The 26,783-nt window shown below is 74.6% G+C and carries 21 protein-coding genes; 15 read left to right on the top strand and 6 right to left on the bottom strand.

Annotated features, from left to right (window positions below):
* Positions 1 to 119 precede the first annotated feature (119 nt).
* Both ABD345_RS22540 and ABD345_RS22535 read left to right on the top strand, forming a co-directional pair.
* Positions 120 to 2,234, top strand: a complete 2,115-nt coding sequence (locus ABD345_RS22540) for a glycoside hydrolase domain-containing protein (protein ID WP_344554363.1) — start codon at positions 120 to 122, stop codon at positions 2,232 to 2,234.
* 100 nt (positions 2,235 to 2,334) lie between these two features.
* Positions 2,335 to 4,212 (top strand): CHAP domain-containing protein, encoded by a 1,878-nt coding sequence (locus ABD345_RS22535; protein ID WP_344554362.1) that lies wholly within the window; start codon positions 2,335 to 2,337, stop codon positions 4,210 to 4,212.
* Positions 4,213 to 4,332: 120 nt separating this feature from the next.
* Here ABD345_RS22535 and ABD345_RS22530 read toward each other — a convergent pair whose 3' ends face one another.
* Positions 4,333 to 5,673 (bottom strand): chloride channel protein, encoded by a 1,341-nt coding sequence (locus ABD345_RS22530; RefSeq protein WP_344554361.1) that lies wholly within the window; start codon positions 5,671 to 5,673, stop codon positions 4,333 to 4,335.
* 141 nt (positions 5,674 to 5,814) lie between these two features.
* On the opposite strand from ABD345_RS22530, the gene ABD345_RS22525 reads away from it, so the two are divergent.
* A complete protein-coding gene (locus ABD345_RS22525) occupies positions 5,815 to 6,039 on the top strand; it encodes a hypothetical protein (RefSeq protein WP_344554360.1) in 225 nt (74 codons plus the stop codon).
* A gap of 125 nt (positions 6,040 to 6,164) precedes the next feature.
* On the top strand, positions 6,165 to 6,698 hold the full coding sequence (locus tag ABD345_RS22520) for a methylated-DNA--[protein]-cysteine S-methyltransferase (RefSeq protein WP_344554358.1): 534 nt from the start codon (positions 6,165 to 6,167) through the stop codon (positions 6,696 to 6,698).
* 31 nt (positions 6,699 to 6,729) lie between these two features.
* Here ABD345_RS22520 and ABD345_RS22515 read toward each other — a convergent pair whose 3' ends face one another.
* The gene (locus ABD345_RS22515; RefSeq protein WP_344554356.1) at positions 6,730 to 7,830 is read right to left on the bottom strand and encodes an ATP-grasp domain-containing protein; all 1,101 of its coding nucleotides are present in this window, start codon (positions 7,828 to 7,830) and stop codon (positions 6,730 to 6,732) included.
* Positions 7,831 to 8,232: 402 nt separating this feature from the next.
* On the opposite strand from ABD345_RS22515, the gene ABD345_RS22510 reads away from it, so the two are divergent.
* Complete coding sequence (locus tag ABD345_RS22510) at positions 8,233 to 9,639, top strand: family 2B encapsulin nanocompartment shell protein (RefSeq protein WP_344554355.1); 1,407 nt, start codon at positions 8,233 to 8,235, stop codon at positions 9,637 to 9,639.
* A 110-nt stretch (positions 9,640 to 9,749) separates the two neighbouring features.
* Positions 9,750 to 10,838 (top strand): family 2 encapsulin nanocompartment cargo protein polyprenyl transferase, encoded by a 1,089-nt coding sequence (locus ABD345_RS22505; protein WP_425556863.1) that lies wholly within the window; start codon positions 9,750 to 9,752, stop codon positions 10,836 to 10,838.
* A gap of 194 nt (positions 10,839 to 11,032) precedes the next feature.
* Here the strand turns inward: ABD345_RS22505 and ABD345_RS22500 are convergent, their stop codons facing one another.
* The gene (locus ABD345_RS22500; protein ID WP_344554353.1) at positions 11,033 to 12,034 is read right to left on the bottom strand and encodes an NAD-dependent epimerase/dehydratase family protein; all 1,002 of its coding nucleotides are present in this window, start codon (positions 12,032 to 12,034) and stop codon (positions 11,033 to 11,035) included.
* Positions 12,035 to 12,267: 233 nt separating this feature from the next.
* On the opposite strand from ABD345_RS22500, the gene ABD345_RS22495 reads away from it, so the two are divergent.
* From ABD345_RS22495 to ABD345_RS22480, 4 genes are read left to right on the top strand one after another with little or no spacing between them, the layout of a single operon-like run.
* Positions 12,268 to 13,563 carry a DUF1254 domain-containing protein gene (locus tag ABD345_RS22495; protein WP_344554434.1) on the top strand — a complete coding sequence of 432 codons (1,296 nt, stop codon included), beginning with the start codon at positions 12,268 to 12,270 and terminating at the stop codon, positions 13,561 to 13,563.
* A 27-nt stretch (positions 13,564 to 13,590) separates the two neighbouring features.
* Positions 13,591 to 14,919 (top strand): DUF1254 domain-containing protein, encoded by a 1,329-nt coding sequence (locus ABD345_RS22490; RefSeq protein WP_344554352.1) that lies wholly within the window; start codon positions 13,591 to 13,593, stop codon positions 14,917 to 14,919.
* 17 nt (positions 14,920 to 14,936) lie between these two features.
* On the top strand, positions 14,937 to 15,605 hold the full coding sequence (locus ABD345_RS22485) for a GAP family protein (RefSeq protein ID WP_344554351.1): 669 nt from the start codon (positions 14,937 to 14,939) through the stop codon (positions 15,603 to 15,605).
* Complete coding sequence (locus ABD345_RS22480; protein ID WP_344554349.1) at positions 15,605 to 17,293, top strand: SulP family inorganic anion transporter; 1,689 nt, start codon at positions 15,605 to 15,607, stop codon at positions 17,291 to 17,293. The genes ABD345_RS22485 and ABD345_RS22480 overlap by 1 nt, the downstream gene beginning before the upstream one ends.
* Positions 17,294 to 17,300: 7 nt before the next feature.
* Here ABD345_RS22480 and ABD345_RS22475 read toward each other — a convergent pair whose 3' ends face one another.
* Positions 17,301 to 19,085 carry a BACON domain-containing protein gene (locus ABD345_RS22475; RefSeq protein WP_344554347.1) on the bottom strand — a complete coding sequence of 595 codons (1,785 nt, stop codon included), beginning with the start codon at positions 19,083 to 19,085 and terminating at the stop codon, positions 17,301 to 17,303.
* A 152-nt stretch (positions 19,086 to 19,237) separates the two neighbouring features.
* Between ABD345_RS22475 and radA the strand changes: the two genes are divergently transcribed.
* Together radA and disA are read left to right on the top strand one after the other, a co-directional pair.
* A complete protein-coding gene (gene radA / locus ABD345_RS22470) occupies positions 19,238 to 20,770 on the top strand; it encodes a DNA repair protein RadA (RefSeq protein WP_344554346.1) in 1,533 nt (510 codons plus the stop codon).
* 129 nt (positions 20,771 to 20,899) lie between these two features.
* Positions 20,900 to 22,006: a DNA integrity scanning diadenylate cyclase DisA gene (gene disA, locus ABD345_RS22465; RefSeq protein WP_344554344.1), complete on the top strand. Its 1,107-nt coding sequence runs from the start codon at positions 20,900 to 20,902 to the stop codon at positions 22,004 to 22,006.
* A 7-nt stretch (positions 22,007 to 22,013) separates the two neighbouring features.
* On the opposite strand, the gene ABD345_RS22460 is transcribed toward disA, so the two are convergent.
* Entirely contained in the window at positions 22,014 to 22,601 is a 588-nt protein-coding gene (locus ABD345_RS22460; protein ID WP_344554343.1) for a helix-turn-helix domain-containing protein, read from the bottom strand.
* Positions 22,602 to 22,698: 97 nt separating this feature from the next.
* Between ABD345_RS22460 and ABD345_RS22455 the strand changes: the two genes are divergently transcribed.
* Positions 22,699 to 23,973 (top strand): MFS transporter, encoded by a 1,275-nt coding sequence (locus tag ABD345_RS22455; protein WP_344554342.1) that lies wholly within the window; start codon positions 22,699 to 22,701, stop codon positions 23,971 to 23,973.
* Positions 23,974 to 24,031: 58 nt separating this feature from the next.
* Here the strand turns inward: ABD345_RS22455 and ABD345_RS22450 are convergent, their stop codons facing one another.
* Positions 24,032 to 24,907, bottom strand: a complete 876-nt coding sequence (locus tag ABD345_RS22450) for a hypothetical protein (protein ID WP_344554340.1) — start codon at positions 24,905 to 24,907, stop codon at positions 24,032 to 24,034.
* Between the two features lie 133 nt (positions 24,908 to 25,040).
* Between ABD345_RS22450 and ABD345_RS22445 the strand changes: the two genes are divergently transcribed.
* Both ABD345_RS22445 and ABD345_RS22440 read left to right on the top strand, forming a co-directional pair.
* Entirely contained in the window at positions 25,041 to 25,835 is a 795-nt protein-coding gene (locus ABD345_RS22445; protein WP_344554338.1) for a rhomboid family intramembrane serine protease, read from the top strand.
* A 35-nt stretch (positions 25,836 to 25,870) separates the two neighbouring features.
* Positions 25,871 to 26,776, top strand: coding sequence for an HhH-GPD family protein (locus ABD345_RS22440; RefSeq protein ID WP_344554337.1), 906 nt, complete (start codon positions 25,871 to 25,873; stop codon positions 26,774 to 26,776).
* Positions 26,777 to 26,783: the final 7 nt, after the last annotated feature.

Genomic DNA, 26,783 nt, shown 5'->3' with positions numbered 1-26,783 from the left:
TCGCATTCGAACCGAAGAACGCGCCCCACCGGCCCGCCGCACCGACGGGTCTGGGCCCGCCCCGCACTGCCCGCCGCACCCTGCCCGCCCCACCCGCTCCGACACCCGAGGAACCCGCCATGAAGACCCGCCGCCACCTGGCCACCGCCGCCGCTGCCGCGGCCCTGGCCGCCACCGCGCTCGGCACCGTCCCCACCGCCGCCTCGGCGGCGACCGGTCCCACCCGGGACGTGGACTACCTGGGCCGGACGTTCCGGATCCCCGCCGACTGGCCGGTGATCGACCTGTCCGCCGACCCCCGCACCTGCGTCCGCTTCGACCGGCACGCCCTCTACCTCGGCGCCCCCGGCACCGAACAGGACTGCCCCAGCCACCTCGTCGGCCGCACCGAGGCCCTGCTCGTCCAGCCCGCGGCCGGCGAGGCCCCCGGCACCACCGTGAACACCACCGCCCGGGAGATCGGGGCCGCCGACGGCACGGTGCGGGTCACCGCCACCTACGACACCGACCAGGCCCTGATGACCGGCATCCTGACCGCCGCCGCCCTCCCCGCCGACGCCCCGGCCCCGGCCCCCGGCCGGGCCAGGTCCGCCCTGACCGCCACCGCCGCGACCCTCGCCGCGAGCGGCACCGACTTCACCGGCAAGGGCTTCGACGCCTGCGCCGCCCCCAGCAGCTCCCTGATGGCCGGCTGGCTGGCCGACTCGCCGTACCGCGCGGTCGGCGTCTACATCGGCGGCGCCCGGCTGGGCTGCCCGTCCCAGCCCAACCTCACCCCCGCCTGGGTGAGCCAACAGGCCACCGCGGGCTGGCACTTCATGCCGCTGTACGTGGGGATCCAGGCGGGCGAGATCAGCTCCCCGGCGAGCCAGGGCGCCGACGCCGCCAACGACGCGGTCAACCGCGCCACCGCCCTCGGCTTCGGCCCGGGCAGCGTCCTCTACTACGACATGGAGGCGTACTCCTCCGCCAACAGCGGCAAGGTGCTGGCCTTCCTGTCGGCCTGGACCGACCGGCTGCACGCCCTCGGCTACAGCTCCGGCGTGTACAGCAGCGCCGACAGCGGCATCGCCGACCTGGCGAAGCACGTCACCGGCTACACCATGCCCGACGTGGTGTACTTCGCCCGCTGGAACGGCACCGCCGGGACGTCCGACAGCGCCCTGCCCGCCGGGTACTGGAACGACCACCAGCGCGTCCACCAGTACGCCGGCAACGTCACCGAGACCTACCACGGCTACGCGCTGAACATCGACGCCGACTATCTGGACGTCAAGGTCGCCCCGACCGCGGCCGCCACCCCGAACGGCGTGTTCTCCCACGACGTCCGGTCCGCCAACGGCTCCTGGAGCTCCTTCGGCGCCCTCGACGGCTACGCCGGGGACCCGACCTTCCGGGGCCCGGAGGCCGCGATCACCGGCATGCCGGACGGCACCGCCCAGGTGGTAGGCATCGGCAACGACGGCAACGTGTACCACGAGACCCGGCTGACCAGCGGGAGCTGGACGGGCTTCGCACCGCTGAACGGCGTGGGCACGCCGACCATGCAGGCGTCCAAGGTGGCGATCGCGGGCCTGCCGGACGGCACTTCGCAGGTGGTGGCGGTCGGCAACGACGGCAACGTGTACCACGAGACCCGGCTGACGAACGGGAGTTGGACCGGCTTCGCGCCGCTGGACGGCTTCTCCGGCGCCCCGACCATGCAGGCCAAGGAGGTCGCGATCACCGCGCTGCCGGACGGCAGTTCGCAGATCGCGGTGATCGGCTCCGACGGCAACGTGTACCACGAGACCCGGCTGACCAGCGGGAGTTGGACGGGCTTCGCGCCGCTGAACGGCGTGGGCACGCCGACCATGCAGGCGTCCAAGGTGGCGATCGCGGGCCTGCCGGACGGCACTTCGCAGGTGGTGGCGGTCGGCAACGACGGCAACGTCTACCACGAGACCCGGCTGACCAGCGGGAGTTGGACCGGTTTCAAGCCGCTGACCCGCCTCGACGGATCGGCCATGGCGGCCTCCGCGGTGGCCATCGCCGCCCTGCCGGACGGCAGTTCGCAGGTCGCGGCGGTCGGCTCCGACCACCTGGTCTACCACGAGGCCCGGTCCACGGGCGGCGTCTGGGCGGGCTTCCAGCCCGTCCCCGGCAGCGGCGGCGCCGCCACCTTCGCGGCCCAGCGGGTGGCGATCGCGGGCCTCCCCGACGGCTCCTCCCAACTGCTCGCCACCACCCTCTGACCCTCTCGACCCCTCTCGCACCACCCCGCACCACCAACCACGTACCCACCCCCTTCCGCAGCACGGCCCGAGGCCGTGGAAACCCGAGGAGAACCGCACCATGGAAATCGAACACAAGTTCTGCAAGGCCGGCGCGTTCGACAAGGCCGGCAAGGCCGACAAGACCGACAAGACCAGCCGGGTCGGCCAGGCCGGCAAGGTCGGCCTGGCGGCACTGGTCGCGGCCGGCGCCCTCACCACCTTCTCGGCCGGCCAGGCCCACGCCGACGCCGCCGGGATCGCCGCCACCGCGAAGGGCCAGCTCGGCAGCGGCCCCTGCACCATCGGCGGCAACGGGTACAGCGCGCCCGACGGCAGCGGCCACTCCTGCGACCCGAGCACCGGCCAGAAGCAGGAGTCCTGGTGCGCCGACTTCGCCGGCTGGGTCTGGGCCCGCAACGGCGTCCGCGACACCAACACCCTCTCCAGCGGCGCCGCCAGCTTCTACGACTACGGCGTCGCCCACGGCACCCTGAGCAGCACCCCGCACGTCGGCGACGCGGTGGTCTACAACTACAGCGCCGGCAGCGACTGGGCCGCCCACGTCAACCTGGTGGTGGCCGTCAACTCCGGCTCGATCACCGTGGTCGGCGGCAACCAGAACACCCGGCAGGTCTCGGCCGGCCAGGTCACCACCTACAGCATCAACAACTACGCGGTCGGCTCCACCGAGACCGGCCAGCGCATCAGCGGCTACATCTCCCCGCAGTTCACCGCCACCAACCCGTCGAACCTGCCGGCGGGCACCCTGGTGAAGTCGGCGAGCAGCCCCGTGGTCAAGGTCATCGTCGGCGGCGGCGGCCTGGTCCTGCAGGCGTCCGACGTGAGCGCCGACCACTACGACCTCAGCCAGATCGTCACCGTCGACGACGCCTCGTTCAACGCCCTGCCCGGGGTGCCCGCGAACGGGACCGTGCTGATGGACCAGTCCGGCAACGACCCGGCCCGGTACGTGGTCCAGGACGGCGTCGCGCTGCACATCGGCGCCGACGACTGGACCGCGGCGGGCTACGACACCCGCGCCCTGATGGGGGTGCCCACCTCCTGGCTGCAGAACGCCGTCCGCGGCACCCTCGCCAGCGGCCTGGTGGTGATGAACCAGACCGGCAACGACCCGGCCCGGTACGTGATGATCGGCGGCTCCGCGCTGCCCATCTCCGGCAGCGAGTGGACCGCGGCCGGCTACAACACCCGCCGGGTGGTTCCCGTCCCCGGCCAGTGGCTGCGGGAGGCCGCGGCCCGGCCGGTGCCCGACGGCCTGGTGGTGATGAACCAGACCGGCAACGACCCGGCCCGGTACGTGATGATCGGCGGGGCCGCCGCGCACGTCTCCGCCGGCGAGTGGAACGCCGACCACTTCGTCGAGGACACCCTGATGGGCGTTCCCGGCGAGTGGCTGGCCCGCGCCACCGCCGCCAAGCCCGCCGACGGCGTCCTGGTCAAGGGCAAGGGCGGCGCCGACCCGACGGTGTCCGTCACCGTCAACGGCTCCGCGCTGCCGCTCACCGCCGCCGAGTACACCGACGTCTGGGCGAGCGGCGCGATCACCGGTGCCCCCGAGGAGTGGCTGTCCGGCCTGACCGGCAAGCCGCTCGCCAACGGCACCGTCGTCACCAACGCCACCGGCCGGGAGACCACCCGGTACGTGATGGCGGGCGGCAAGGCCGTCCCGCTCACCACCGCCGACTACACCGCCCTCGGCTACGACAAGCAGCCGCTGCGCGGCGTCCCCGGCAGCTGGGAGGCCGCCGCCGTCGCCAAGACCGTCCCCGCGGACGGCACCATGCTGCTCTCCCCGGACAGCACCACCGTCTGGCAGGTCGTCGACAACGGCCACAAGCGGGCCATGACGGCCGCCGAGTTCGGCGCCGGCGGCTACTCCTTCAGCGACGTCGTCACCGTCCCGACCGCCCTCACCGCCGCCCTCCCCACCGGCTGACCCCTCCGCCCCGACCCACCGGCCCCCCGCCGTGGCAGCCCGCCACGGCCGGGGGCCCGGCCGTTCCCGGCCTCCGCCCGCCCGGTCCCCGCCCACCGCCGTCCCGCCGCACGGACGCCCTCACACCCCCGCGTGCTCCGGCGCCACCGAGTGGTCCGGCGCCGCCACCCGGTGCACGAAGGTCGCGGTCAGGAACGCCACCACCGCCGAGACGATCAGCAGCGGCATCGAATCCGCCGCCTGGTCGCCCAGCAGGGCCGCCGCCAGGACCGTGCTGGTCACCGGCAGCCGGGTGACCGCCGAGCTGCTCGCCGCCAGCCCCACCGCCAGCCCCGACTCGATCCCCATCCCGGGCAGGCCGCCCACCGCCACCCCGAGCGCCGCACCCAGCAGCACCGCAGGGAAGATCGGGCCACCGCGCAGCGAGCCCAGCGCCACGCCCCAGCCCAGCCCCTTGAACAGCACCAGCGCCAGCAGCGCGCCCACCGACCAGCTCTGCGGGTCCGCCGCCAACTGCCCGAGGGCGGCCTGCCCCGACAGCGCCGCCTCCTCCGGGGACCGCCCGGTCACCAGCGCGTACCCGGCGATGCAGGCGCCCACCAGGACCGCGCACAGCACCGTCCGGACCGCCGTCCGGTGCGCCGTGAACGCGGCGGAGCGGTGCCCGAGGGTCTGCCCCGCGACCAGCACCACCGCGATCACCACCGCGAGCGGCACCCCCCACAGGAAGTCCCCCGCGTCCGGCAGCTGCGCCTTCGGCACCGACGGCAGGCTCAGCGCGCCGATCGACAGGCCCGTCCAGTGCCCGAACCCGGTGAACACCAGCGCGCCCACCCCCGAGGCCAGCAGGCACGGCAGCAGCAGCATGGTCAGCTGCGCCCCGCCCAGGCCCGCCGCCTCGACCATCATCACCACCGCCACCAACGGGCTCCCGAAGATCGTGGCGATCGCCGCCGTCGACCCGGCCGCCCCCAGCATCGGCCCGACCATCGGACTGGCCGCCCGCTTCGCCGCACTCACCGTCAGCAGCGCCAACCCGCTGCCGATCGCCATCAGCGGCGCCTCCGGACCGAGCACCGCACCCAGCGGCAGCCCCGCCAGCGCCGCCAGCACCACCGACGGCACCTCCACCGGCAGCGTCGGCGGCCCGCCCAGCCCCAGCACCGGCACGTGCCCGCCCCGCCCCGGCATCCGGGTCACGATCGGCGCCAGCAGCAGACCGGCCAGCGCCAGCGCGGGCAGCGGCCACCACCACGGCGCGCGCGCGTAGTCCAGCTCCTTCGGCAGCGTCTCCCACACCCAGTGCTGCAACTCGTGCTCCAGGCTGACGAAGCCGAACGCCGCCAGCGAGACCGGCACCCCGACCAGCGCCGACACCAGGAGCAGCCGCCCGTACCCGGGGCTGCGGAGCAGCTCGCGCAGGCTGGGCGGCTGGGACGTACCGGCGGCCTGTGCTGGCATCTGCGCTCCCTGTCACCCGGCGGACACACCTGCTCCGACCGTCCGTCGGCCACCCGGACCCCGGCCATCGGGGTGGGCCGAACGGGCGAGCGGGGCCCCGGCGGTCGTACGGTGGACGGAGGACCGATCGAGGAGGACGCGATGCCCGGTTCCATGACCATCAGCCACACCGACGCCCTGGTGATGCTCAGCCACGACGACGCCGAACGCCTCTCGGCCGTCCTCGCCGGCCTCTCCGCGCTGGCCGCCGGCGGCCGCCTCCCCACCGAACAACTGGCCGCCCTGGGCGCCGGCGAGGCCCCCGACCGCGCCGAACTCGCCACCTGGTCCCGCACCCTCGCGGCCTACCTCCGCGACCACCTCTGACCTCTTCCGCAAACGGGGCGCTCACTTCGGGGGCCCGGGGAACGGCGGGGCCGTGCTGCTGACGGCCGGAGCCCATCGGAGGTCCGTGCTGCTGCGTCGGTTTTCGTGCCCCCTACAGTGAAGGGATGCAGCTCTCCTGGGTGACCGTCCCGACCCCGCTGCCCAGCGGGCCGATGCGGTTCGGTGTGACGGACCGGGGCGTGGCCGCCGCGAGCTACCTCTGCGACGCGCCCGTCCCGGAGTGCACCGATGCGCGGCGGGCCGACCTGGTGCGGTCCCGGGTCGGCGAGTACTTCGCCGGTGCGCGGCGGGAGTTGGAGCTGCCGATCGACTGGAGCGGCGCCGCCGGCCCCCATCTGGTGGTGCTGCGCTGCCTGTTGGCGACGGTCGGCTGGGGACGGACCGTGACCTACGGCGAACTCGCCGCTCGCAGCGGGGTGTTCGCCGACCCGTCCGAGCCGGGGGTGCCGGCCCGGACGGTGGGGCAGATGATGGGGGCGAACCCGCTGCCGCTGCTGGTGCCCTGCCACCGGGTGGTGGCCGCGGACGGGCTGGGCGGGTTCGGCGGGGCGTGGCACGGGGTGGAGACGAAGCGCTGGCTGCTCACCCTGGAGGGCGTGCTGCCGCCGACCCTGGACTGGTCCGGGCCGACGGTCTGAGCGGTCGGGCGGGGGCGAGGGGCGAGGGGCGCTACGCGGAGACGGCCGCGGCGGCGGTGCGCCGTTCCGCGCTGCCGATGCGTTCCAGCGCGGGGGCCGCGGACTGCCGGGGCAGCACCGCCTGGATGCTGGAGACCAGGGTGTACTCGCCGAGCGTGAGTTCGTCCGTGGCGGGGAGCAACGGCCGTGCGCCGAGGGCGAGTTCGACGGCCGCGGCGGGCAGGTTGAGTCCGCAGACGCGGAGCTGGTGCAGGCCGCCGGACGGGCGGGTGTTGATGTCCAGGACGACCGGGCGTCCGGTGCCCCGCTCGTGCCGGAACTGCACGTTCGACAGGTGGCCGACGCCGAACTCCTCGACCAGTCGGCGGGCGGGTCCCAGGTAGGCCGGGTCGACGGTGAAGCCGCGGCGGCGGCCCTGCTTGGTGCGGCCGACCGCGGCCAGCACCCGGCCGTCCTGCTCGGCCAGGCAGTCCACCGAGACCTCGGGGCCGTCCAGGTAGGGCATCACCAGCAGTTCGGCGGGGGCGGTGGACCGCTCCAGCGCGTCCAGCACCTGGTCGAGTTGGACCCGGGCGTCGACGTACCCGGCGAGCCGGTGGAGGCCGAACGGTTCGCGGGTGAGGACGCGGAAGCCCTCGCCGCCCGCGCCGGAGGCGGGCTTCAGGCAGGCGGCCGAGCCGGTCGCCTCGATCTCCTCGACGGCGGCGAGCAGTTCGGACGCGGTGTCGGCCTGCCGCCACAGCGGGGTGGGCAGTCCGACCGCGTCCAGCGCCCGGTAGCCGTCGACCTTGCTGGCGAACAGCGAGATCGCGGAGGCGGGCGGGCAGACCAGCACGGTGCCCAGGGCCTCGAAGTCGCGGCGGCGCAGCGATATCGCCAGTTGGTGCAGGCGCGGCAGGAACACGTCCACGTCGTGGCGGGCGCAGAATTCCAGCGCGAATTCCACGTACGCCTCGGCGGAGAGCCCGTCCGGTTCGAGGGCGCCCAGGTCGGCGGCGGCGATGACGGGGGAGTCGGGGTCGACGTGGGTGGCCAGGACGTGGACCGGGCGCGGCGCGGTCCGCAGCAGGTCGATGAAGAAGACGTTCTCGGCGTAGGTGCGGTTCAGCCAGACGCGGACGGGCGCGGTCACGAGGGTCTCCCTGGAGGAGGGCGTGCCAATGGGGAGGTCACCGACCGGTTCGCCTGCGCTGCGGCGGCGGTCACCACGCGGTGAGGGGGCCACCTTAGCGCTGTTCCGCGGCGATTCGAACAGGGGGTGGGTGAGCAGCGCGGACGCCTGGAACGGGGGGCGGAAAAGGCGTTCTGTACGACCTCCGACAAGCCCCCGACAAGTCCCCGGCCGGCCCTCGACAAGCCCCCGGCCGGCCCCGCGGAGGGGCGTGCGGATCGAAGGATGATCGATCCAGTGCGCTGGTCGCACTATTGCGTCCATGCGCCTGAATCACCCCCACGAGTGATTGCCGCCTCACCTGAACGGCCGTCAGCATGGGTGCCGCAACGTGCCGTCGACACGATCAGGGGCCCCGCCGAAATGACGACCGAAACCACCGCCGGAATTCCCGAGGCGAGGCAGCGGAGCAGCCTCTCGGTGGCGGCCGCCAAGAACCTCGCGTCGACCACCAAGTCGGCCCCGCAGATGCAGGAGATCAGCAACCGCTGGCTGCTCCGCGCACTGCCCTGGGTCGAGGTCTCGGGCGGCACCTACCGGGTCAACCGCCGGCTGTCGTACGCCGTGGGCCGCGGCCGGGTGAGCTTCGTGCAGGTCGGCCGCGAGGTCTCGGTCGTCCCGCCCACGCTGCGCGAGGTCCCGGTGCTGCGCGGCTTCGAGGACGACGTGCTGCTGGCCGAGCTGGCCGCCCGCTTCGTCCAGCGGGACTTCGCGGCGGGCGAGGTGCTGATCGAGCAGGGCGCCGAGATCGACGAGGTCCTCCTGGTCGCGCACGGCAAGGTCGACAAGATCGGCACCGGCAAGTACGGCGACCCGACCGTCCTGGGCACCTTCGCGGACGGCGACCACATCGGCGACGAGGCGCTCACCGTCGCCGACCGCCGCTGGCCCTACAGCGTCAAGGCCGCCACGGCCGGCACCGCGATGGTGCTCGCCTGGCCCGCCTTCCAGGAACTCGCCGACCGCTCCGAGGCGCTGCGCGACCAGATCCTGGCCTTCATCGCCGACTCGCAGCTCCCGCAGACCCACAAGGGCGAGGCCGCGATCGGCATGTCGGCCGGCCACCAGGGCGAGTTCGACCTGCCCACCGCCTTCGTCGACTACGAACTCAAGCCGCGCGAGTACGAGTTGAGCGTGGCCCAGACGGTGCTGCGGGTGCACAGCCGGGTCGCCGACCTGTACAACAAGCCGATGGACCAGACCGAGCACCAGCTCCGGCTGACCGTCGAGGCGCTGCGCGAGCGCCAGGAGCACGAGCTGGTCAACAACCCGGAGTTCGGCCTGCTGGCGAACGCCGAGTACGGCCAGCGGATCCAGACCCACTCCGGCCCGCCCACCCCGGACGACCTGGACGAGCTGCTCTGCCGCCGCCGCAGCACCAAGTTCTACCTGGCCCACCCGAAGGCGATCGCCGCCTTCGGCCGGGAGTGCAACAGCCGGGGCCTGTACCCCGAGGCGATCCAGTTCGAGGGCAAGACGGTGCCGAGCTGGCGCGGCGTGCCGATCCTGACCTGCAACAAGATCCCGGTGGTCAACGGCACCACCTCGATCCTGGCGATGCGCGTCGGCGAGGACAACCAGGGCGTGATCGGCCTGCGTCCCGGCGCGCTGCCCGACCAGGTCGAGCCCGGGCTGAACGTCCGCTTCATGGGCATCGACGAGAAGGCCGTGGTCAAGTACCTGGTCAGCGCCTACTACTCGGCGGCGATCCTCGTTCCCGACGCCATCGGCGTCCTGGAGAACGTGAACGTCGCCCACTGGCAGCACTGACCACCGGGCGGGCCCACCGTCCTGGGCCCGCCCGCTCCACCGCCTGACGGTCCGTCAGCGCGCGTTCCTGCCGCCCCGCAGCCGGGGCCGCCGAGGGGGAGGACTTCACCATGGCCATCACCGTGCCCGAACGCGGACAGCAGGGCGAGGGCGCTCCGGCCGCGGCCACCGACGGCGGGCGCGACACCGCCGAGGCGATGGCCCTGCTGGCCCGGGCCCGCACCGTCGTCGATCCCGCGCTGCGCGCCGCGGTCGACACCCTCCCCGACTCGATGCGGCTGGTCTCCGGCTACCACCTGGGCTGGCTGGAGGCCGACGGCGCCCCCAGCGCGGTCGGCGCGGGCAAGGCGATCCGCCCCGCGCTGGTGCTGGCCGCGACCACCGCGGTCGGCGGCCGCCCGCAGGACGCGGTGCGCGCCGCGGCCGCCGTCGAGCTGGTGCACAACTTCACCCTGCTGCACGACGACGTCCTCGACCGCGACCACACCCGCCGCCACCGACCCACCGCCTGGCGGGTGTTCGGCACCACCGGCGCGATCCTGGCCGGCGACGCCATGCACTCGCTGGCGCTGCGGGTCCTCGCCGAGGACCCGCACCCGGCCGCCGCCGGGTCGGTCCGCCGCCTCGCCGACTGCGTGGTCGAGCTCTGCGCGGGCCAGCAGGCCGACTGCTCCTTCGAGCAGCGCGCCGACGTCACGCTCGCCGAGTGCCTGTCGATGGCCGAGGGCAAGACCGGCGCCCTGCTCGGCTGCGCGTGCGCGCTCGGCGCGCTGTACGCGGGGGCGGACGCGGAGACCGCCGACGCGATGGACGCCTTCGGCCGCGAGATCGGGCTGGCCTTCCAGCTGATCGACGACCTGATCGGCATCTGGGGCGACCCCGCGGTCACCGGCAAGCCGGTGGGCGCCGACCTCGCCGCCCGCAAGAAGTCCCTCCCGGTCGTGCGCGCGCTCTCCTCCGGCACCCCCGCGGGCGCGGAACTCGCCGCCCTGTACGCCACCGGCCGGCCGCTCAGCCCCACCGAACTCGCCGCCGCCGCCGACGCGGTGGACCGGGCCGGCGGCCGCACCTGGGCCCAGGCCGAGAGCTGCGACCGGATGGCCGCCGCGATCGCCCACCTCGCCACCGCCGTCCCCGACCCGGCCCGCGCCGACGACCTGCTGGCCCTCGCCGAGCTGGTCACCCGCCGCACCTACTGAACTCAGGGGCTCGGCCGAGAACGGCGGGACGCGAAATCAGGGGCCCGGGGAACGGCGGGGCCGTGCTGCTGACGGCCGGAGCCCATCGGAGGTCCGTGCTGCTGCGTGCCGTGAACAGAACCGGAAGCCCACGCGCGCTCCGGCAGTGAACCGCCCGCAGACCAGGGCTCGCCGTTCCCCGAGCCCCTGAATGCTCAAACCCCGTCGATGATCTGCTGCTCCTTCTCCGGGTCGATCCCCAGCGGCGTGTCCAGCTGCCGGTAGGCGACCTCCGCGCGACCGCCGGCTTCGAGCCAGGCCCAGGTGTCGGTGACGGTGTCGAGCAGGGGCCGGATCCGCAGGCCCGCGGCGAGGGCGGTGGCGGGGTCGGCCTGCCAGGTGCCGTGCCAGCCTTCGGTGGCGGGGGCCCAGAGGGGGAGTTCGACCCAGGGGGAGACCTCGGCGGCGAGCAGGGTGGCGTCCGGCGTCCAGACGAGTTCGGCGTCGGAGCCGGTCGCGGTGCGGCAGGCGTCGAGGAACTCGCCGGTGGTCGCCGAGCGGACGGGTGAGGTGGTGAGGTAGCGTCCGGCGGCCCGCCGCTGCGCGAGGTCGAGGCCGAAGGCGGCGAAGTCGCGGGCGTCGATCAGGCTGAGCGGGCGGTCCGGGGCGCCGGGGGCGAGGACGCGGCCGCCGCGGGCGATCCGGTCGAGCCACCAGGGGAGGCGGCCGATGGGTTCGTGCGGGCCGATCAGCAGGCCGCAGTTGAGGATCGCGGCGGGTCCGTCGAAGTTCGCCGCCAGGGCGCGTTCGCAGCCGGCCTTGAGCGCGTTGGCGAAGGGCTGGTCGGGCGGGAGGTCGCCGGGGCAGTCCAGGGTGGGGGAGCCGGCGTCGACGGGGCGGGCGGGCCAGTCGGCGAAGGCGTGCACGGAGGAGACGAAGCCGTAGTGCCCGGCGCGGCCGCTGAGCAGCCGGGCGGCGGTGGCGACGTCGTGGGGCTGCTGCCCGGAGGTGTCGACGACGGCGTCCCACCGGCGGCCGTCGACGAGGCGCCGCAGGTCGTCGGGGTTCGCGCGGTCGCCGTGCACGGCTTCGACGCCGGGCGGGTCGGTGCGGCTGACGCCGCGGTTGAAGGTGGTGACGCGGTGGCCGCGGGCGAGCGCCTCGGTGGCGTAGGCGCGGCCGAGGAACTTGGAGCCGCCGAGTAGAAGGATGTCCATGCCCTGGAGGGTCTCCGGGCCGTCGGCCGCCCATGCGCCGCGTTCGCCGGGGGCGGAGCTTTTTCGCCGGGAGCAGACGGCCGACCGGATGGCCGACCGGAGGGCCGACCGGACGGCCGGTCAGAGGGCCGGGGGCCGCCGGTCGGAGTGCCGATCGAGGGGGGAGCACATAGCATCCCGATGTACCGCTATGTCTGAATGATCCCTTTCGTGGGGGAAGAAGGGTGGGCGAGATGGGGAACCCGGCCGGTGCGGATCCGCGGGCGGTGCGGCGGACGGCGGCGCAGGCGTGGATCTGGGGGTACCCGCTGCTGGAGAACTACCGGACGGTCTACCCGCAGGCGATCGACGACGCGGACCCCCGGTACGTCGGGGGTTTCGGTGTGTTCCGGCACTACCCGCAGCCCTTCACCCCGGACAACACGGACGTCGTGACGCCCAACAACGACACCCCGTACTCGTGGGCCTGGCTGGACCTGCGGGCCGAGCCGTGGGTGCTGGAGAAGCCCGCGACCGACCGCTACCACGTGCTGCCGGTGCACGACCTGGACACCGCGTACGTCGGCTTCGTCGGGTCCCGGACCACCGGGAACGGCGCGGGCCGGTACCTGATCGCCGGGCCGGGGCACCGGGCGAACCCGCCGGAGGACTTCGACGGGGTGCTGCGGGCCGACACCAACCTGGTCGGCATCCTCGGGCGGACGTTCTCGGCGGGGCCGCAGGACGTGCCGGAGGTCGAGCGGGTGCAGGCCGGGTACCTGCTCAGGCCGCTGAGCGAACACCTGGGCACGCCCCGGCCGGTCGCGGCGGAGCCGGTGTGGCCGGTGTGGCGGGGCGAGGAGGTGCTCGGCACCCTGGAGTTCTTCTCGCTGCTGGACTTCCTGCTGGGCTTCTTCCCGACCCTGCCCGCCGACGCCGACCTGCGCGGCAGGTTGACCGAACTGGGCGTCGGCAGCGGCGACTTCGAACCGGCCGCGCTGCCCGCCGAGGTGCGCGAGGCGCTGCTGGCGGGCATCGCGGACGCCCGCGGCGAGCTGGCCGCGGCCGGGCGGGGCGCGGCCACCGGCAGCGCCCTGTTCGGCACCCGGGAGCAGCTCGGCACCCGCTACCTGGACCGGGCCCGCGGTGCCCTCACGGGCCTGTACGGGCTGCCCGCCGAGGAGGCCTGGTACGGCGGCCGGGAGTCGGCGGAGGGCGGCCGGGTGCCCGCGGTGCTGCGCTTCCCGCCCGGGCAGCTCCCGCCGGCCCGGTTCTTCTGGTCGGTGTCCGTGTACCGGCTCCCGGAGCGGCTGCTGGTCGCCAACGAGATCGACCGGTACTCGGTCGGCGACCGCACCCCCGGCCTGGTGTACGGCGAGGACGGCTCGCTGACCCTCTACCTCCAGCACGAACGCCCAGCGGCCGCACATGAGTTGGCGAACTGGCTGCCCGCCCCCGAGGGCCCGTACTTCGTCGCGGTGCGCGCCTACGGCCCGAAGCCCGAGCTGCTGGACGGAAGTTGGCAGCTCCCCCCGATCCTCCACCACTGAACCACCGGAACAGACAAGGACGTTCGCATGGCTGACGCCACCCCCGAGATGCTGGCCGCCGAGGCCCTGGTGTACGGATCCCCGCTGGTGGCCAACCTGACCATGGTGGACACCATCGTCCGCCGGGGGATGAGCGCGATCGGCCCGACGCCGTGGAACACCTTCGGGCACGCCGCCGAACTCGCCGACCCGGCCTCGCACTTCGTGTCGGTGAACAACGACACGGTGTACTCGGTCGCCCCGCTCGACCTGTCCGCCGGGCCGCTGCTGCTGCACGTCCCGGACACCGGCGGCGCGTACGACGTGCTGCAGTTCATCGACGCCTGGACGAACAACTTCGCCTACGCGGGCCGCCGTTCGTCCGGCACCGCCGAGCAGACCTGGCTGGTCGCCCCGCCCGGCTGGCGGGGCACCGCCCCGGAGGGCGTGCCGGTGATCACCGCGCCGACCGCGGTGGCGGTGATCGCGGTGCGCAACTACTGCGCCGGGCCGGACGACCTGGACCGGGTCCGGGAGCTGCAACGGCAGTTGACGCTGACCCCGCTGGAGGGCGGCACCGCCGCCGGGCTGCCGGAGCCGGACGCGGGCGTCCCGGAGGAGCTGCTCTTCCTGGAGAAGCTCCGGCTGTGGATGGCGGCCTTCCCGCCCGCCGCCCCCGACCTGGAGTTCCAGCAGCGCTTCGCCCCGATCGGCCTGCTCGACGGGGGTCGCTCGCCGTACCTGGACGGCCCGGCCGAGTGGTCGGCGGCGCTGGCCAAGGGCCTGGCGGCGGGCCGGGAGCGGGTGGAGGCGGCGACCCTCGGCACCGGCGACCCCACCGGGGAGTGGGCGGCCAACCTGCACCTGTTCGACTACAACCTGGACTTCCTCGGCCCCGGCACCCGGGACGAGCCGCAGTGGAAGATCGCCGACCGCCGCGCCGCCTACCTGACCCGCGCGGTCGCGGCCCGGACCGGCCTGTGGGGCAACCACGCCTACGAGGCCGTGTACGCCACCACCTACAACGACGCCGACGGCGTCCCGCTGAGCGGCGCGCACGCGTACACCCTGCGGTTCGAGAGGACCCCGCCGGTGGGCGCGTTCTGGTCGGTGACGATGTACGGCACCCCGGAGTACCTGCTGGTCCCCAACGGGATCGGCCGGTACTCGATCGGCGACCGCACCCCCGGCCTGGTGTACGGCGAGGACGGCTCGCTGACCCTCTACCTCCAGCACGAGCGCCCCACCGCCCCCGACGAGGCGGCGAACTGGCTGCCCGCCCCCGAGGGCGGCTTCCGGCCGATGGTGCGGATGTACCAGCCGCAGGACGCGGTGCTCGACGGCAGCTACCGGCTGCCGGCCATCCGGCTGCGCTGACCAGGGAGGGGACGGAGATGGGAGACGCGATCGGGCAGATGCTGGCCTCGGCGGTCGGCATCGCGATCAGCCCGCTGCCGCTGATCGCGGTGATCCTGATGCTGGCCACCCCGCGCGGGCGGACCAACGGCATCGCGTTCACGGCCGGCTGGGTGGTGGCGCTCGGCGCGGTCACCACCGTGGTGGTGCTGGCCGGTTCGGGCATCGACACCAGCGCCGGGACGCCCGACTGGTCGTACTGGGTGAAGCTCGCGCTGGGCGTGCTGTTCCTGCTGCTGGCGGCCGAGCAGTGGCAGGGCCGGCCCCGGGAGGGGAAGGTCGCCGAGCCGCCGGGCTGGATGCGGGCGATCGACCGGTTCACCCCGGCGAAGTCGGCCGGCCTGGCGGCGGTGCTGGCCGCCGCCAACCCGAAGAACCTGGTGCTGGCGGTCGGCGGCGCGGTCTCCATCGCCACCAGCGGCGCGGGCGGCGGGGGAAAGGCGGTGGCCGGGGCGCTGCTGGTGCTGATCGGCTCGCTGTGCACGCTGCTGCCGCTGGGCGTCTACCTGCTCGGCGGGGCGCGGGCGACCGAGGTGCTGGGCGGCTGGAAGGCGTGGATGTCCGCGCACAACTCGGCGATCATGCTGGTGCTGCTGCTGGTCCTGGGTGCCAAGTACGTCGGTGACGCCGTGGTGGGTCTGACCTGATGCGCCGCCCGTCACCGCGATCGCTGCGTTCGCTGGGGCGGCCGAAGCCGAGCGACGTCACCTCCGGCCTGGTGACCGGCCTGTTCTCGATCCCCGAGGGCATGGCGTACGCGTCGATCGCCGGGTTCAACCCGGTCGCGGGCCTGTTCTCCGGCGTCGTCCCGGCGGTCGTCGGCTCGCTGACCGCCCGCACCGTGCTGATGGTCACCACCCTGACCAGCGCCATCGCGCTGACCTCGCAGAGCGTGCTGAGCGACGCCGGGCTCGACCCGAAGGACGCCGGGAACGTGGCGCTGCTCGGCGTGCTGTCCGGCGTGGTGATGCTGCTGATGGGCGTGCTGCGGCTGGGCGTGGTGCTCAGCTTCGTCTCCAACGCGGTGATGGTCGGCTTCTCCACCGGCATCGCGCTGCAGATCGTGGTCGGCGTGCTGGGGGACGCCACCGGGTACGCGCCGCAGGGCCACAACAAGCTGGTGCAGTTCGGCGACTGGCTGGTGCACGCCGGGTCCTGGGAGCCCGCCGCGACCCTGGTGGCGGTGGCCACCGTCGCGGTGTGGGCGCTGGCGCACGCGGTGCGGCGGCTGCGGACGGTGGCGCTGCTGGTGGCGATGGTGGTGGTCAGCGCGGGCGTGGCGGCGCTCGGCACCGACGTCGAACTGGTCGGCGGCATCGCCGACATCCCCGCCGCGCTGCCGCACTTCACCGCCCCCGACTGGTCGGCGACCTGGCACCTGCTCGGCGGGGCGCTGTCGATCGCGCTGGTGGCGCTCGCCCAGGCCGCCGGGATCAGCCCCTCGGTGCCCAACCCGGACGGCTCGAAGTCCAGCGTCAACGGCGACTTCACCGCGCAGGGGCTGGCCAACGTCACCGGCGCGCTGTTCCAGTCGCTGCCGGTCGGCGGCTCGCTCTCGCGCACCGGCGTCGCGGTCTCCGCCGGGGCCCGCACCCGCTGGGCGGGCGTGTTCTCCGGCCTCTGGCTGGCGCTGATCGTGCTGGCGCTGGCCCCCTTGGCCGAGCACATCCCGATGCCGGTGATCGGCGGGCTGATCATCGTGGTCGGCGGCGAACTGATCGTCGGCAAGGTGCCCGACGTCAAGCTGGTGCTGCGCACCTCGAAGCTGTCCGCCGCCGCGATGGCGGTCACCTTCCTGGGCACCACCCAGCTGCCGCTGCAGCGGGCGATCATCCTCGGTGCGGTGCTCTCGCTGCTGCTGTACTGCGTGCAGGCGTCCCGGCAGGCGAAGCTGGCCGCGCTCCACCGCACCCCGGACGGGCACTGGGAGCTCGCCGACGTCCCGGCCGAACTGCCCGCGGGCCGGGTCACCGTGCTCGCCTACAGCGGCGTCAGCCTGTTCGCCGAACTCCCGCTGATCGAGGCCGACTGGCCGCGCGCCCCCGACGGGCCCGCGGTGCTGGTGCTGGTGGTGCGCACCGTCCCCGACGTGCCCTCGTCCAGCATGGTCAAGCTGCTGCGGCGGAAGAACGACGAGCTGGGCGCCCGCGGCGGACGGTTGATCGTCGCCGGGGCGCAGCCCTCCTTCGTCCGGCTCGCCGGGCACACCGGCCTGGCCGGGGCGCTCGGCCCGGACGGAGTCGTTCCCGCCGACCCCGTCCTGGACGCCTCGCTGGAGGAGGCCGTGGCCCGCGGTGAGCGCTGGCTGGCGGGCGAGCGCACCGCGGCGGACTGACCCGCCGTCACGGAGCGGACGGGGACGGCGGCGCGGACGGCGAGCCGTCCTCGGAGGCGGAGGCGGAGGCGGAGGCGGCCGGCGACGGGGAGGCCGGCGACGGGGAGACCGGGGCGGACGGGGAGACCGGGGCGGACGGGGAGGCGGGTGCCGAGGGGGACGGGTCGGCGGGGGCGGACGCCGACGGCGAGGGGCTCGACGGGTCCGGTCCGGAGCCGCCGGCGGAGGGCGAGGGGGTCGGCCCGGTGCTGGTCGAGGTGCTCGGCGCCGGGCCGTCCGGGGTGGGCACGCCGCGGTGGTCGGTGCCGCCCTCCAGGGTCACCACGGCGCTGGACGGCGGCAGCGCCAGGTGCGCCGTCCAGCGGGCCTGCGGGGCGCGCGACTCGTCCACCGAGACGGTCACGGTGATCCGCTGGCCGGGGGCCAGGGTGCCGGAGTCCCGGCTCAGCCGCAGCCAGTCCACGTCCAGCACGGCGTGCCAGGACAGCGGCGCGTCACCGGAGTTGGTCAGCGTCAGCACCGTGCGGCTGCCGTACGCGCCCGCCTCCACGGTCAGCCGGTTCCCGGCGGCGGACGGCGGCGGGACGGGCTCGGCGGTCAGCGCCGGGCTGGACAGCGGCGCGGCCCCGGCGGAGGGGACCGGGACCGCCGGTCCTTGAACCGTCGGCAGGGACGTTTCTGCGGTCACCGCACCGGCCAGCTCCATCGTCGTCACCTGGGCGGCCGGCGGCAGCGCCGCGACCGCGGTCGGCTCCGGCACCGGGACGCGCTGCCCCGGCCCCACCGTCGGGTCCACCCGCACCGAGGACACCGCCGAGGCGTGGTCCTCCCCGCCGCCCCGGTGCGCGCTCCACAGCGCCACCACCGGCGCGGCCAGCACCGCCGCCAGCACGCCGGTGGTCACCACCCGCTGCCGCACCGCCGAGCCGCGGGCCGCCGGGGTCATCCGGTGCCGGGGGAAGCCGCGCTGGTCGAACCGGGGCTCCGCCGGGCCCTGCGCGATCCGCCGGCCGGCCGCCGCGCCCGCCAGGAACGCCGTCCCGCCGCTCGGCGCCGCGGCCGGGCGCAGCGGCCCCGGCGCGGCCAGCAGCGGCAGGCCCGGCAGCCCGGCCAGGCCGTGCCCGAGCTGGCCCGCGACCCGCTCCGCGGTGCCCCGGCAGGTCGGGCACTCCACCAGGTGCAGCACCAGCTCCCGGCGCAGCGCCGGGCCCAGCACCCAGCCCCGCCAGGACTCCGCGCCGACGCCGCCGAGCTGGGCCAGCTCCGGGCAGGAGCCGACGCCGAGCACCAGCAGCGCCGTCCTGGTCCGGCCGACCTCGGCGCCCGCCGCGTCCAGCAGCGCCGCGGCGGCCCCGGTGCTCAGGCCGAGCACCGCCGCGACCTCCGTGCCGTCCAGCCGGTGCCGCACCGCCAGTTCCAGCGCCTCGCGCTGCTCCGGGTCGGTGCCGGCCGCCTCCGGCCAGGCCAGCGAGGCGAGTTCGCGCCGCCGCTCGCGGACCGCGCCGGGCCCGGGCGGCCCGCCCGCGGGGGCGCCGTCCTCCTCGACGGTGCCTTCGAGCCGGGCCAGGCAGCGGTGCCGGGCCAGCGCGTACAGCCAGGCGCGCAGCAGCGCCGGGTCGTCGAGCCGGTCGCCGTGGCGCTGGGCCAGGTCGCGGACTTCCAGGACGGCCGCGGTGGCGGCTTCGTGCTCGCAGAGCACGGACAGGCAGTAGGTGAACAGCCCGTCGACGCACGCGCCGTACGCCCGGAGTACCGGGGAGGGGCCGACGGGGTGGGGCTGGACGGTGGTCACCCGACCGACGGTAGGCAGCCGAAACCCGCCGCCCGGGGGGTTTCGGCCGCTTGTCCTTCTTTCGGGTAACAGGACCGATTCCTTGTTCGCCCGGGTGACGCCGTTCGGGTGACGTCCGGGCGATGTCGGTGCGAGGCGCTACCGTGGCCCGCATGGCTGCCCGTACCAAGACCACCGCCAAGGCGCGCCCCTCGTACCGCTGCACCGAGTGCGGCGCCCAACTGCTCAAGTGGGTCGGCCGCTGCTCCGAGTGCAACGCCTGGGGCACGGTCGAGGAGCACGGCGCGGTGCCGATCCGGACGACCGCGGCCGGGCCGGTCTCCGCGCCCGCCAAGCCGATCGGGCAGGTCGACGGACAGGTGGCCACCGCCCGCTCCACCGGCGTCCCGGAGCTGGACCGGGTGCTCGGCGGCGGCCTGGTGCCGGGCGCCGTGGTGCTGCTGGCGGGCGAGCCCGGCGTCGGCAAGTCCACGCTGCTGCTGGACGTGGCGGCGAAGGCCGCCAGCGACCGGCACCGCACGCTGTACGTCACCGGCGAGGAGTCGGCCGGCCAGGTCCGGCTGCGCGCGGACCGGATCAACGCGCTCTCCGACCACCTCTACCTGGCCGCCGAGCAGGACCTGGGCGCGGTGCTCGGCCACATCGAGGCGGTCAACCCCTCGCTGCTGGTCCTGGACTCGGTGCAGACCATCGCCTCCGCCGAACTGGACGGCGCCCCCGGCGGCCCCGCGCAGGTCCGCGAGGTGGCGGGCGCGCTGATCCGGGCCTCCAAGGAGCGCGGCATGGCGACGCTGCTGGTCGGCCACGTCACCAAGGACGGCCAGATCGCCGGCCCCCGCCTGCTGGAGCACCTGGTGGACGTGGTGCTCTCCTTCGAGGGCGACCGGCACGCCCGGCTGCGGCTGATCCGCGGCGTCAAGAACCGCTACGGCGCGACCGACGAGGTCGGCTGCTTCGAGCTGCACGACGAGGGCATCGTCGGCCTGGCCGACCCGTCCGGCCTGTTCCTGACCCGCCGCGACAAGGCCGTCGCCGGCACCTGCCTGACGGTGACGCTGGAGGGCAAGCGCCCGCTGGTGGCCGAGGTGCAGGCGCTGATGGTCGACTCGCAGATCCCCTCGCCGCGGCGCACCACCTCCGGCCTGGAGTCGCCGCGGATCGCGATGATCCTGGCCGTGGTCGAGCGGCACGGCGGCGTGAAGCTCGGCAAGCAGGACATCTACACGGCCACGGTCGGCGGCGTGAAGCTCACCGAGCCCTCGGCGGACCTGGCGATCGCGCTGGCGGTGGCCTCCTCCTCGACCGACACGCCGCTGCCCAACAACCTGGTGGCGATCGGCGAGGTCGGCCTGGCGGGCGAGGTGCGGCGGGTGACGGGCGTGCAGCGCCGGCTCGCCGAGGCGCACCGGCTCGGGTTCACGCACGCCCTCGTCCCGCCGGACCCGGGCAAGGTCCCGGCGGGCATGAAGGTGGTGGAGGTCGCCGACATCGGCGAGGCGCTGCGCGCGATCCCGGGCCGCCGACCCCGCTCCAAGCCCAAGGCGGACGCCGCCCCGCCCGCCCGCCCGGCCGCGGACCCGGGTGCCCAGGCGCTCGCCCGGGCCCGCGACCGCACCCCCGTCCCGGCCTTCCCGGAGGAGCTGATGGCCGGCTGGGAGCCGGTCGACTCGGACGAACTGGGCTGACCCACGCCCCGCGGCGGCCGTACGCAGTTAGACTTCAGCTGCTCATAGGCATCATTCGCAGCAACAACAGACAGTCCGACAGACCGCCGGCCGCCGCGGCACACGGTTCGGGTCGGCCCAAGGAGTCACGTGGCAGCCATCGACCGGGCGGACAAGTCCTCCCGCGAGGAGGCCCTGCTGCGGGCCTCCCTCAGTGCGATCGCGCCGGGCACGGCGCTGCGGGACGGCCTGGAGCGGGTGCTCCGGGCCAACACCGGCGGCCTGATCGTCCTCGGCTTCGACAAGAGCGTGGACGCGCTCTGCACCGGCGGCTTCGTGCTGGACGTCGAGTTCACCGCTACCCGGCTGCGCGAACTGTGCAAGCTGGACGGCGCGGTGATCCTGGACAAGGACCTCGGCAAGATCCTGCGCGCGGGCGTCCACCTGATGCCGGACGCGAACATCCCCACCGACGAGACCGGCACCCGCCACCGCACCGCGGAGCGGGTCAACCGGCAGACCGGCTACCCGGTGGTCGCGGTCTCGCACTCGATGCGGCTGATCGCCATCTACGTCAACGGCGCGCGGCGGGTGCTGGAGGACTCCACCACCGTGCTGTCTCGGGCCAACCAGGCGCTCGCCACCCTGGAGCGCTACAAGCTCCGGCTCGACGAGGTGGCCGGCACGCTGTCCGCGCTGGAGATCGAGGACCTGGTCACCGTCCGGGACGTCTCGGCGGTGGTGCAGCGCCTGGAGATGGTCCGGCTGATCGCCGGCGAGATCGCCGGGTACGTGCTGGAGCTGGGCACCGACGGCCGGTTGCTGTCGCTGCAGCTGGACGAACTGATCGCCGGGGTCGAGCCGGAGCGCGAGCTCGTGGTGCGCGACTACTTCCCGGACCGCGCCGCCAAGAAGGGCCGCACCGTCACCGAGGTGCTCGCCGACCTGGAGGCGCTCACCCACGCCGAGCTGCTCGACCTGCAGACCGTCGCCAAGGCGCTCGGCTACACCGGCACCCCGGAGTCGCTGGACTCCGCGGTCTCCCCGCGCGGCTTCCGGCTGCTGGCCAAGGTGCCGCGGCTGCCCAACACCGTCATCGAGCGGCTGGTCGACCACTTCGGCGGCCTGCAGAAGCTGCTCGCCGCGTCGATCGACGACCTGCAGACCGTGGAGGGCGTCGGCGAGACCCGGGCCCGCTCGGTCCGCGAGGGGCTGTCCCGGCTCGCCGAGTCCTCCATCCTGGAGCGGTACGTCTGACCGCCCGTCACTCCCCGGCGGACTCCGGCGGGTCCACCGTGTAGAGCAGCGCGAACAGGGTCACCTCGACGGCGTCCGGTCCGGTGGAGTCGCCCTCCGCGAGCACCTCGTCCAGCGCCTCGTCCAGCCGTTCGCGCAGCCGCCGCAGCCGCTGCGGGCTGAGCCGGAAGGAGGCGTGCGCGAACTTGCCGGCCCGCTGCTCCGGGGACATGTCGACCCGCCCGGCCAGGAAGTACCGCTGGAACTCGGAGCGCACCAGCTCCATCGCGGCCAGCACCGCCTCCAGCACGGCCGGCTGCTCGCCGCCCTCCGCGAACACCTGCGGCGACAGCCGCAGTGAGTGCTGCGCCGAGCGGTAGCGGCTCTCCACGATCCCGGAGACCAGCCGGGTCTCCGCCACGTACACCAGCCCGGCCTGCTCCAGCTGCTTGACGTGCCGGTACAGCTTGGTCGGCGCCTCGTCCAGCTCGGCGGCGACCTCCTTCACCGACACCGGCTCCGGGTCGCGCTTCATCAGCACCCCGAGGACGGCCAGCCGCAGCGGGTCCGCCAGGGCCTTCAGCGTCGCGACGTCCGTGACCTCGCGCTCCTTCATCCGATCCACCACGTTCACATTCAGCCACAGCGTCAACGCTTGCGCAATCATTCTCAGCCGTGCAACCATTCACGCAGACGTGAATGGTTGCTGAATCATGAACATGGCCGAAGACATGAACGGGGTGCGAGGGATGACCGCGACGCTCGAAGGACCGGGAACCACCGCGGTGCCGCTGCGCCGCAACCGCCGCTTCCAGACACTCTGGGCCGGCTCCGCGGCCGCCATGCTCGGCACCTGCGTCGCCGACACCGCGTACCCGCTGCTGCTGCTCGCCATGACCGGCTCCCCGACCGTCGCAGGGGCCTTCGGCGCCGTCCAGTTCGGGGCCTCGGTGCTGTTCGGCCTGCACGGCGGCGCGGTCGCCGACCGGCACGACCGGCGCCGGATCCTGATCCTCGCCGACACCGTCCGGCTGCTCACCGCGCTCAGCGTCGCCCTGGCCCTGGCCGCCCACCGGCTGACCGTCCCGCACGCCCTGCTGGCCGCCGCCGCGATCGGCGCCACCATGGCCTACGGCGGCCCCTCCCGGATGCTCGCGCTGCGCGCCGTCGTCCCGCCCGAGCAGCTCCGCCAGGCCCTCTCCCAGGACGAACTGCGGGTCAACGGCGCCGCCCTGGCCGGACCGCCGCTGGCCGGCTTCCTGCTCGGCCTCGGCCGCGCCGTCCCCTTCCTCGCCCTGGTCCTCACCTCGGCGCTCGCCCTCGGCGCGAGCACCGCCGTCCGCTTCGACTCCCGCCCCGGGCCGCGGGCCCCGGCGGACGGACCGGAGAAGGGCGCCGCCTTCGCCGGCCTGCGCTACCTGTTCGCCCACCGGGTGCTGCGCGACACCGTCCTGGTCGCCGCCGCGCTCAACCTCACCGGCTCGGCGATGCTCCTCACCGTCATGGTCCTGCTCCGCGAACACGGCACCTCCGCGGCCGGCACCGGTCTCGCCCTCACCGGCGAAGCCGTCGGCGGCCTGCTCGGCGCGCTCCTCGTCACCCGCCTGCACCGCGGGCTCAGCCCCGGCGCGCTCCTGCTCGCCGTCGCCTGGACCGGCGCGCTCGCCTTCGCCCTCCCCGCGCTGGCCGGCGGCCCCGCGGTGGTCTTCGCCGCCCTCGCCGTCACCGCGCTCGGCGTGCCCGCCCTGCGGGTCATGCTCGACGTCCTGGTCTTCCAGCGCGTCCCCGAGGAGATGCGCGGCCGCGCGATGGCCGGCACCATGACCCTCCTGATGGCCGGCCTCCCCCTCGGCACCATGACCGCCGGCCTCCTCCTCGACCGCCTCCCCGCCCCCACCGTCCTCGTCCTCCTCGCCACGGCCCTGGCCGCGGCCCTGCTCCCGCTCACCTTCGGCCGCACCCTGCGGGGCACCAGCTGGACCGAGTAGGGCTACGCCCGAGCAACCACCAGGGGCTCTCGCCGTTCCCCGAGCCCCTGATTTCGTCTCAGCTCTCCAGGCGGACGGAGGTGCGGGCCGAGAGCGGTCCGCCGGCCGGGCCGGTGAGGTCGGCCTGGACGAGGTAGTTGCCGGGCTGGGCGGGGGTGGGGTCGGGGCTGGCGCACTGGGGCTTGGACCGGGTGCGGTCCCAGGTGAAGGTCTCGGTGACGCCGCTGTTGCCGCCGATCTGGGCCCAGGCGTCGGTGCGCTCGGTGATGCAGTCCGCGGAGGACCAGACCCGTTCGTTGGCGCTGGAGGTGACGGTCAGGAAGGAGTACTCGTGCGAGAGGTTGATCCGGCAGCCCGCCCCGGAGGAGTTGCGGATCGTCAGGGCCAGCTTCGGCTTGTCCTTGGTCGCGTACGAGTTCTGCGCCGAGGCGAGTTCGAGGGTGAGCTGCGAGGTGGTGCAGACCGGCAGCGCCATCACCTCGGTGGTGTTGACGGCCGGCGAGGCCCCGCCGCCGGGGCGGGTGGTGCCGGTGCCGCCGCCGGTCGTACCGCCCGAGGAGCTGCCGCCGCCGGAGGAGGAGCCGCCGCCGCCCGAGGAGCTGCCGCCGGTGACGCTGATCTCGCCGCCGGCGCCGCCCGTCGCGCCGCCGGAGGAGCTCCCGCCCGAGGAGTTCCCGCCGGTGCCGCCGCCGGTCCCGCCGGGGCGGGTGGTGATCGCGGGGCCGGTGGGGGACGCGCCGGGGGTGATGGACTGGGCGGGCACGGGCTGCGGGCTGCCGTCGGAAGCCTTCTTCCGCTTGCCCCCGTCGTCGCCGCCGAACGCCAGCAGGCCGATCACGAGGACGACGACGGCGAGGGCGATGAGGACCACGACGCGGCGCCGCCAGTAGATCGAGGCGGGCAGCGGTCCGACGGGCTGGCGCAGAGAAGGCACGAGCAAACTCTACGAGACCTTGTGCACCTGTTGACGCATCAACACCTCACCGGGACCACTTCTTTCACATGATCCGCCATTTGGTCCGGAAGGGGGACTCGACACGTCGGCGCGTCGCCCTATAGTCGCCCTCATGGCCTCCCCGCACGACCACGCCCCCACCGGTAGCGGCCTCGACCCGGCGCAGATGATCGCCGAGGCACGACGCGCGTTCTTCGTCATGTTCGGGTTCCTCTGCCTGGTGTGGGTGACGCAGCTGGTCAACTGGCTGCTGGACGGCCAGGTGGCGATGATGCACGGCATCCGCCCGCACGACCCGGACACGCTCGGGTACCTGCTGACCGCCCCCTTCCTGCACGTGAACTGGCAGCACCTGGAAGGCAACTCGGGTCCGCTGTTCGTGTTCGGCTTCCTCGCCGCCTACCGCGGGGTGCGCAAGTTCCTCGGGCTGACGGCGCTGCTGGTGGTGACCAGCGGGATGACGGTGTGGCTGTTCCAGGACGGCGACACGGTGACCGTCGGCGCGAGCGGCCTGGTCTACGGCTACATCGGCTACGTGGTGCTGCGCGGCCTGTTCGACCGGAACCTGATCGACTCGCTGATCGGCCTGGTGATGGGCGCCTCCTTCGCCTACGTCCTGATCGCGGCCGTCCCGGGGACCCCCGGGGTGTCCTGGCTGGGCCACTTCGGCGGCCTGGCCGGCGGTCTGGCGGGGGCGTGGATCTTCCGCGACCGCCGCCCGCGGCAGCCGGCCGCACTGTCCGCCGGGAGCACCGGGAGCACCGGGAGCGACGGCGCCCCGGCGCTGCCCCCGCAGAGCAGGCCGGCCAAGCCGGCCAGGGCCGGGAAGCAGGGCGGCCCGGCCCCGGCCGGCCCGGTCAGTCCGCGGGCGGACCTGCTCAAGGAGCTCGACGACCTGGGGCTTTAAGTCTCCGCGGCCGCTCGTGGCAGGATCGGGGGGCCATGGTTGCCACTGCTTCGACTCTTGCCCCGGGCGCCGTCCAGGCGCTGCACTCGACCGTCATCGGCTGGTACGAGGCCCACGCCCGTGACCTGCCCTGGCGGGCCCCGGACGCCTCGCCGTGGGCCGTGATGGTCAGCGAGTTCATGCTCCAGCAGACGCCCGTGAAGCGGGTGCTGCCCGCGTACGCGGCCTGGCTGGAGCGCTGGCCCACGCCCGCCGACCTGGCCGCGGACGCGCCCGGCGAGGCGGTGCGGATGTGGGGCCGGCTCGGCTACCCGCGCCGCGCGCTGCGGCTGCACGGCGCGGCCGTCGCGATCACCGAGCGGCACGGCGGCGAGGTGCCGAGCGACCACGCGGAGCTGCTGGCGCTGCCCGGGGTGGGGGAGTACACGGCGGCCGCGGTCGCCTCGTTCGCCTTCCGGCAGCGGCACGCGGTGCTGGACACCAACGTGCGCCGGGTCCTCGCCCGGGCGGTCACCGGCGTCGAGTACCCGGCGAACGCCACCACCGCCGCCGAGCGCCGCACCGCGCACGAGCTGCTGCCCGCCACCGACGAGCGGGCCGCCACCTGGGCGGTCGCGGTGATGGAGCTGGGCGCCCTGGTGTGCACCGCGCGCGGCCCGGAGTGCGGGGCCTGCCCGCTGCGGGTCGAGTGCGCCTGGCAGCGGGCCGGCTGCCCGCCGTACCAGGGCCCGGCGCGCCGCGGGCAGACCTACGAGGGCACCGACCGGCAGGTCCGCGGCAAGCTGCTGGCGGTGCTCCGGGAGGCCCACGGGCTGGTCGCGCAGGGCCAGTTGGACGTGGTGTGGCCGGACGCGGTGCAGCGGGCCCGGGCGCTGGACGGGCTGGTCGCCGACGGGCTGGTCGAGCCGGTCGGGCCGGGCACCTACCGGCTGCCGCGGTAGCCCCGCG

Source organism: Kitasatospora saccharophila (assembly GCF_039529925.1).
Classification (GTDB): Bacteria; Actinomycetota; Actinomycetes; order Streptomycetales; family Streptomycetaceae; genus Kitasatospora; species Kitasatospora saccharophila.
The sequence above is the reverse complement of the archived record's forward strand: the minus strand, read 5'-3'. Positions and strand labels throughout refer to the sequence as shown.

Coding starts and splice junctions, on each gene's coding strand:
- ABD345_RS22540 (WP_344554363.1), top strand. CDS start 120: ATGAAGACCCGCCGCCACCTGGCCACCGCCGCCGCTGCCGCGGCCCTG.
- ABD345_RS22535 (WP_344554362.1), top strand. CDS start 2,335: ATGGAAATCGAACACAAGTTCTGCAAGGCCGGCGCGTTCGACAAGGCC.
- ABD345_RS22530 (WP_344554361.1), bottom strand. CDS start 5,673: ATGCCAGCACAGGCCGCCGGTACGTCCCAGCCGCCCAGCCTGCGCGAG.
- ABD345_RS22525 (WP_344554360.1), top strand. CDS start 5,815: ATGCCCGGTTCCATGACCATCAGCCACACCGACGCCCTGGTGATGCTC.
- ABD345_RS22520 (WP_344554358.1), top strand. CDS start 6,165: ATGCAGCTCTCCTGGGTGACCGTCCCGACCCCGCTGCCCAGCGGGCCG.
- ABD345_RS22510 (WP_344554355.1), top strand. CDS start 8,233: ATGACGACCGAAACCACCGCCGGAATTCCCGAGGCGAGGCAGCGGAGC.
- ABD345_RS22505 (WP_425556863.1), top strand. CDS start 9,750: ATGGCCATCACCGTGCCCGAACGCGGACAGCAGGGCGAGGGCGCTCCG.
- ABD345_RS22500 (WP_344554353.1), bottom strand. CDS start 12,034: ATGGACATCCTTCTACTCGGCGGCTCCAAGTTCCTCGGCCGCGCCTAC.
- ABD345_RS22495 (WP_344554434.1), top strand. CDS start 12,268: ATGGGGAACCCGGCCGGTGCGGATCCGCGGGCGGTGCGGCGGACGGCG.
- ABD345_RS22490 (WP_344554352.1), top strand. CDS start 13,591: ATGGCTGACGCCACCCCCGAGATGCTGGCCGCCGAGGCCCTGGTGTAC.
- ABD345_RS22485 (WP_344554351.1), top strand. CDS start 14,937: ATGGGAGACGCGATCGGGCAGATGCTGGCCTCGGCGGTCGGCATCGCG.
- ABD345_RS22480 (WP_344554349.1), top strand. CDS start 15,605: ATGCGCCGCCCGTCACCGCGATCGCTGCGTTCGCTGGGGCGGCCGAAG.
- radA (WP_344554346.1), top strand. CDS start 19,238: ATGGCTGCCCGTACCAAGACCACCGCCAAGGCGCGCCCCTCGTACCGC.
- ABD345_RS22460 (WP_344554343.1), bottom strand. CDS start 22,601: ATGAAGGAGCGCGAGGTCACGGACGTCGCGACGCTGAAGGCCCTGGCG.
- ABD345_RS22455 (WP_344554342.1), top strand. CDS start 22,699: ATGAACATGGCCGAAGACATGAACGGGGTGCGAGGGATGACCGCGACG.
- ABD345_RS22445 (WP_344554338.1), top strand. CDS start 25,041: ATGGCCTCCCCGCACGACCACGCCCCCACCGGTAGCGGCCTCGACCCG.
- ABD345_RS22440 (WP_344554337.1), top strand. CDS start 25,871: ATGGTTGCCACTGCTTCGACTCTTGCCCCGGGCGCCGTCCAGGCGCTG.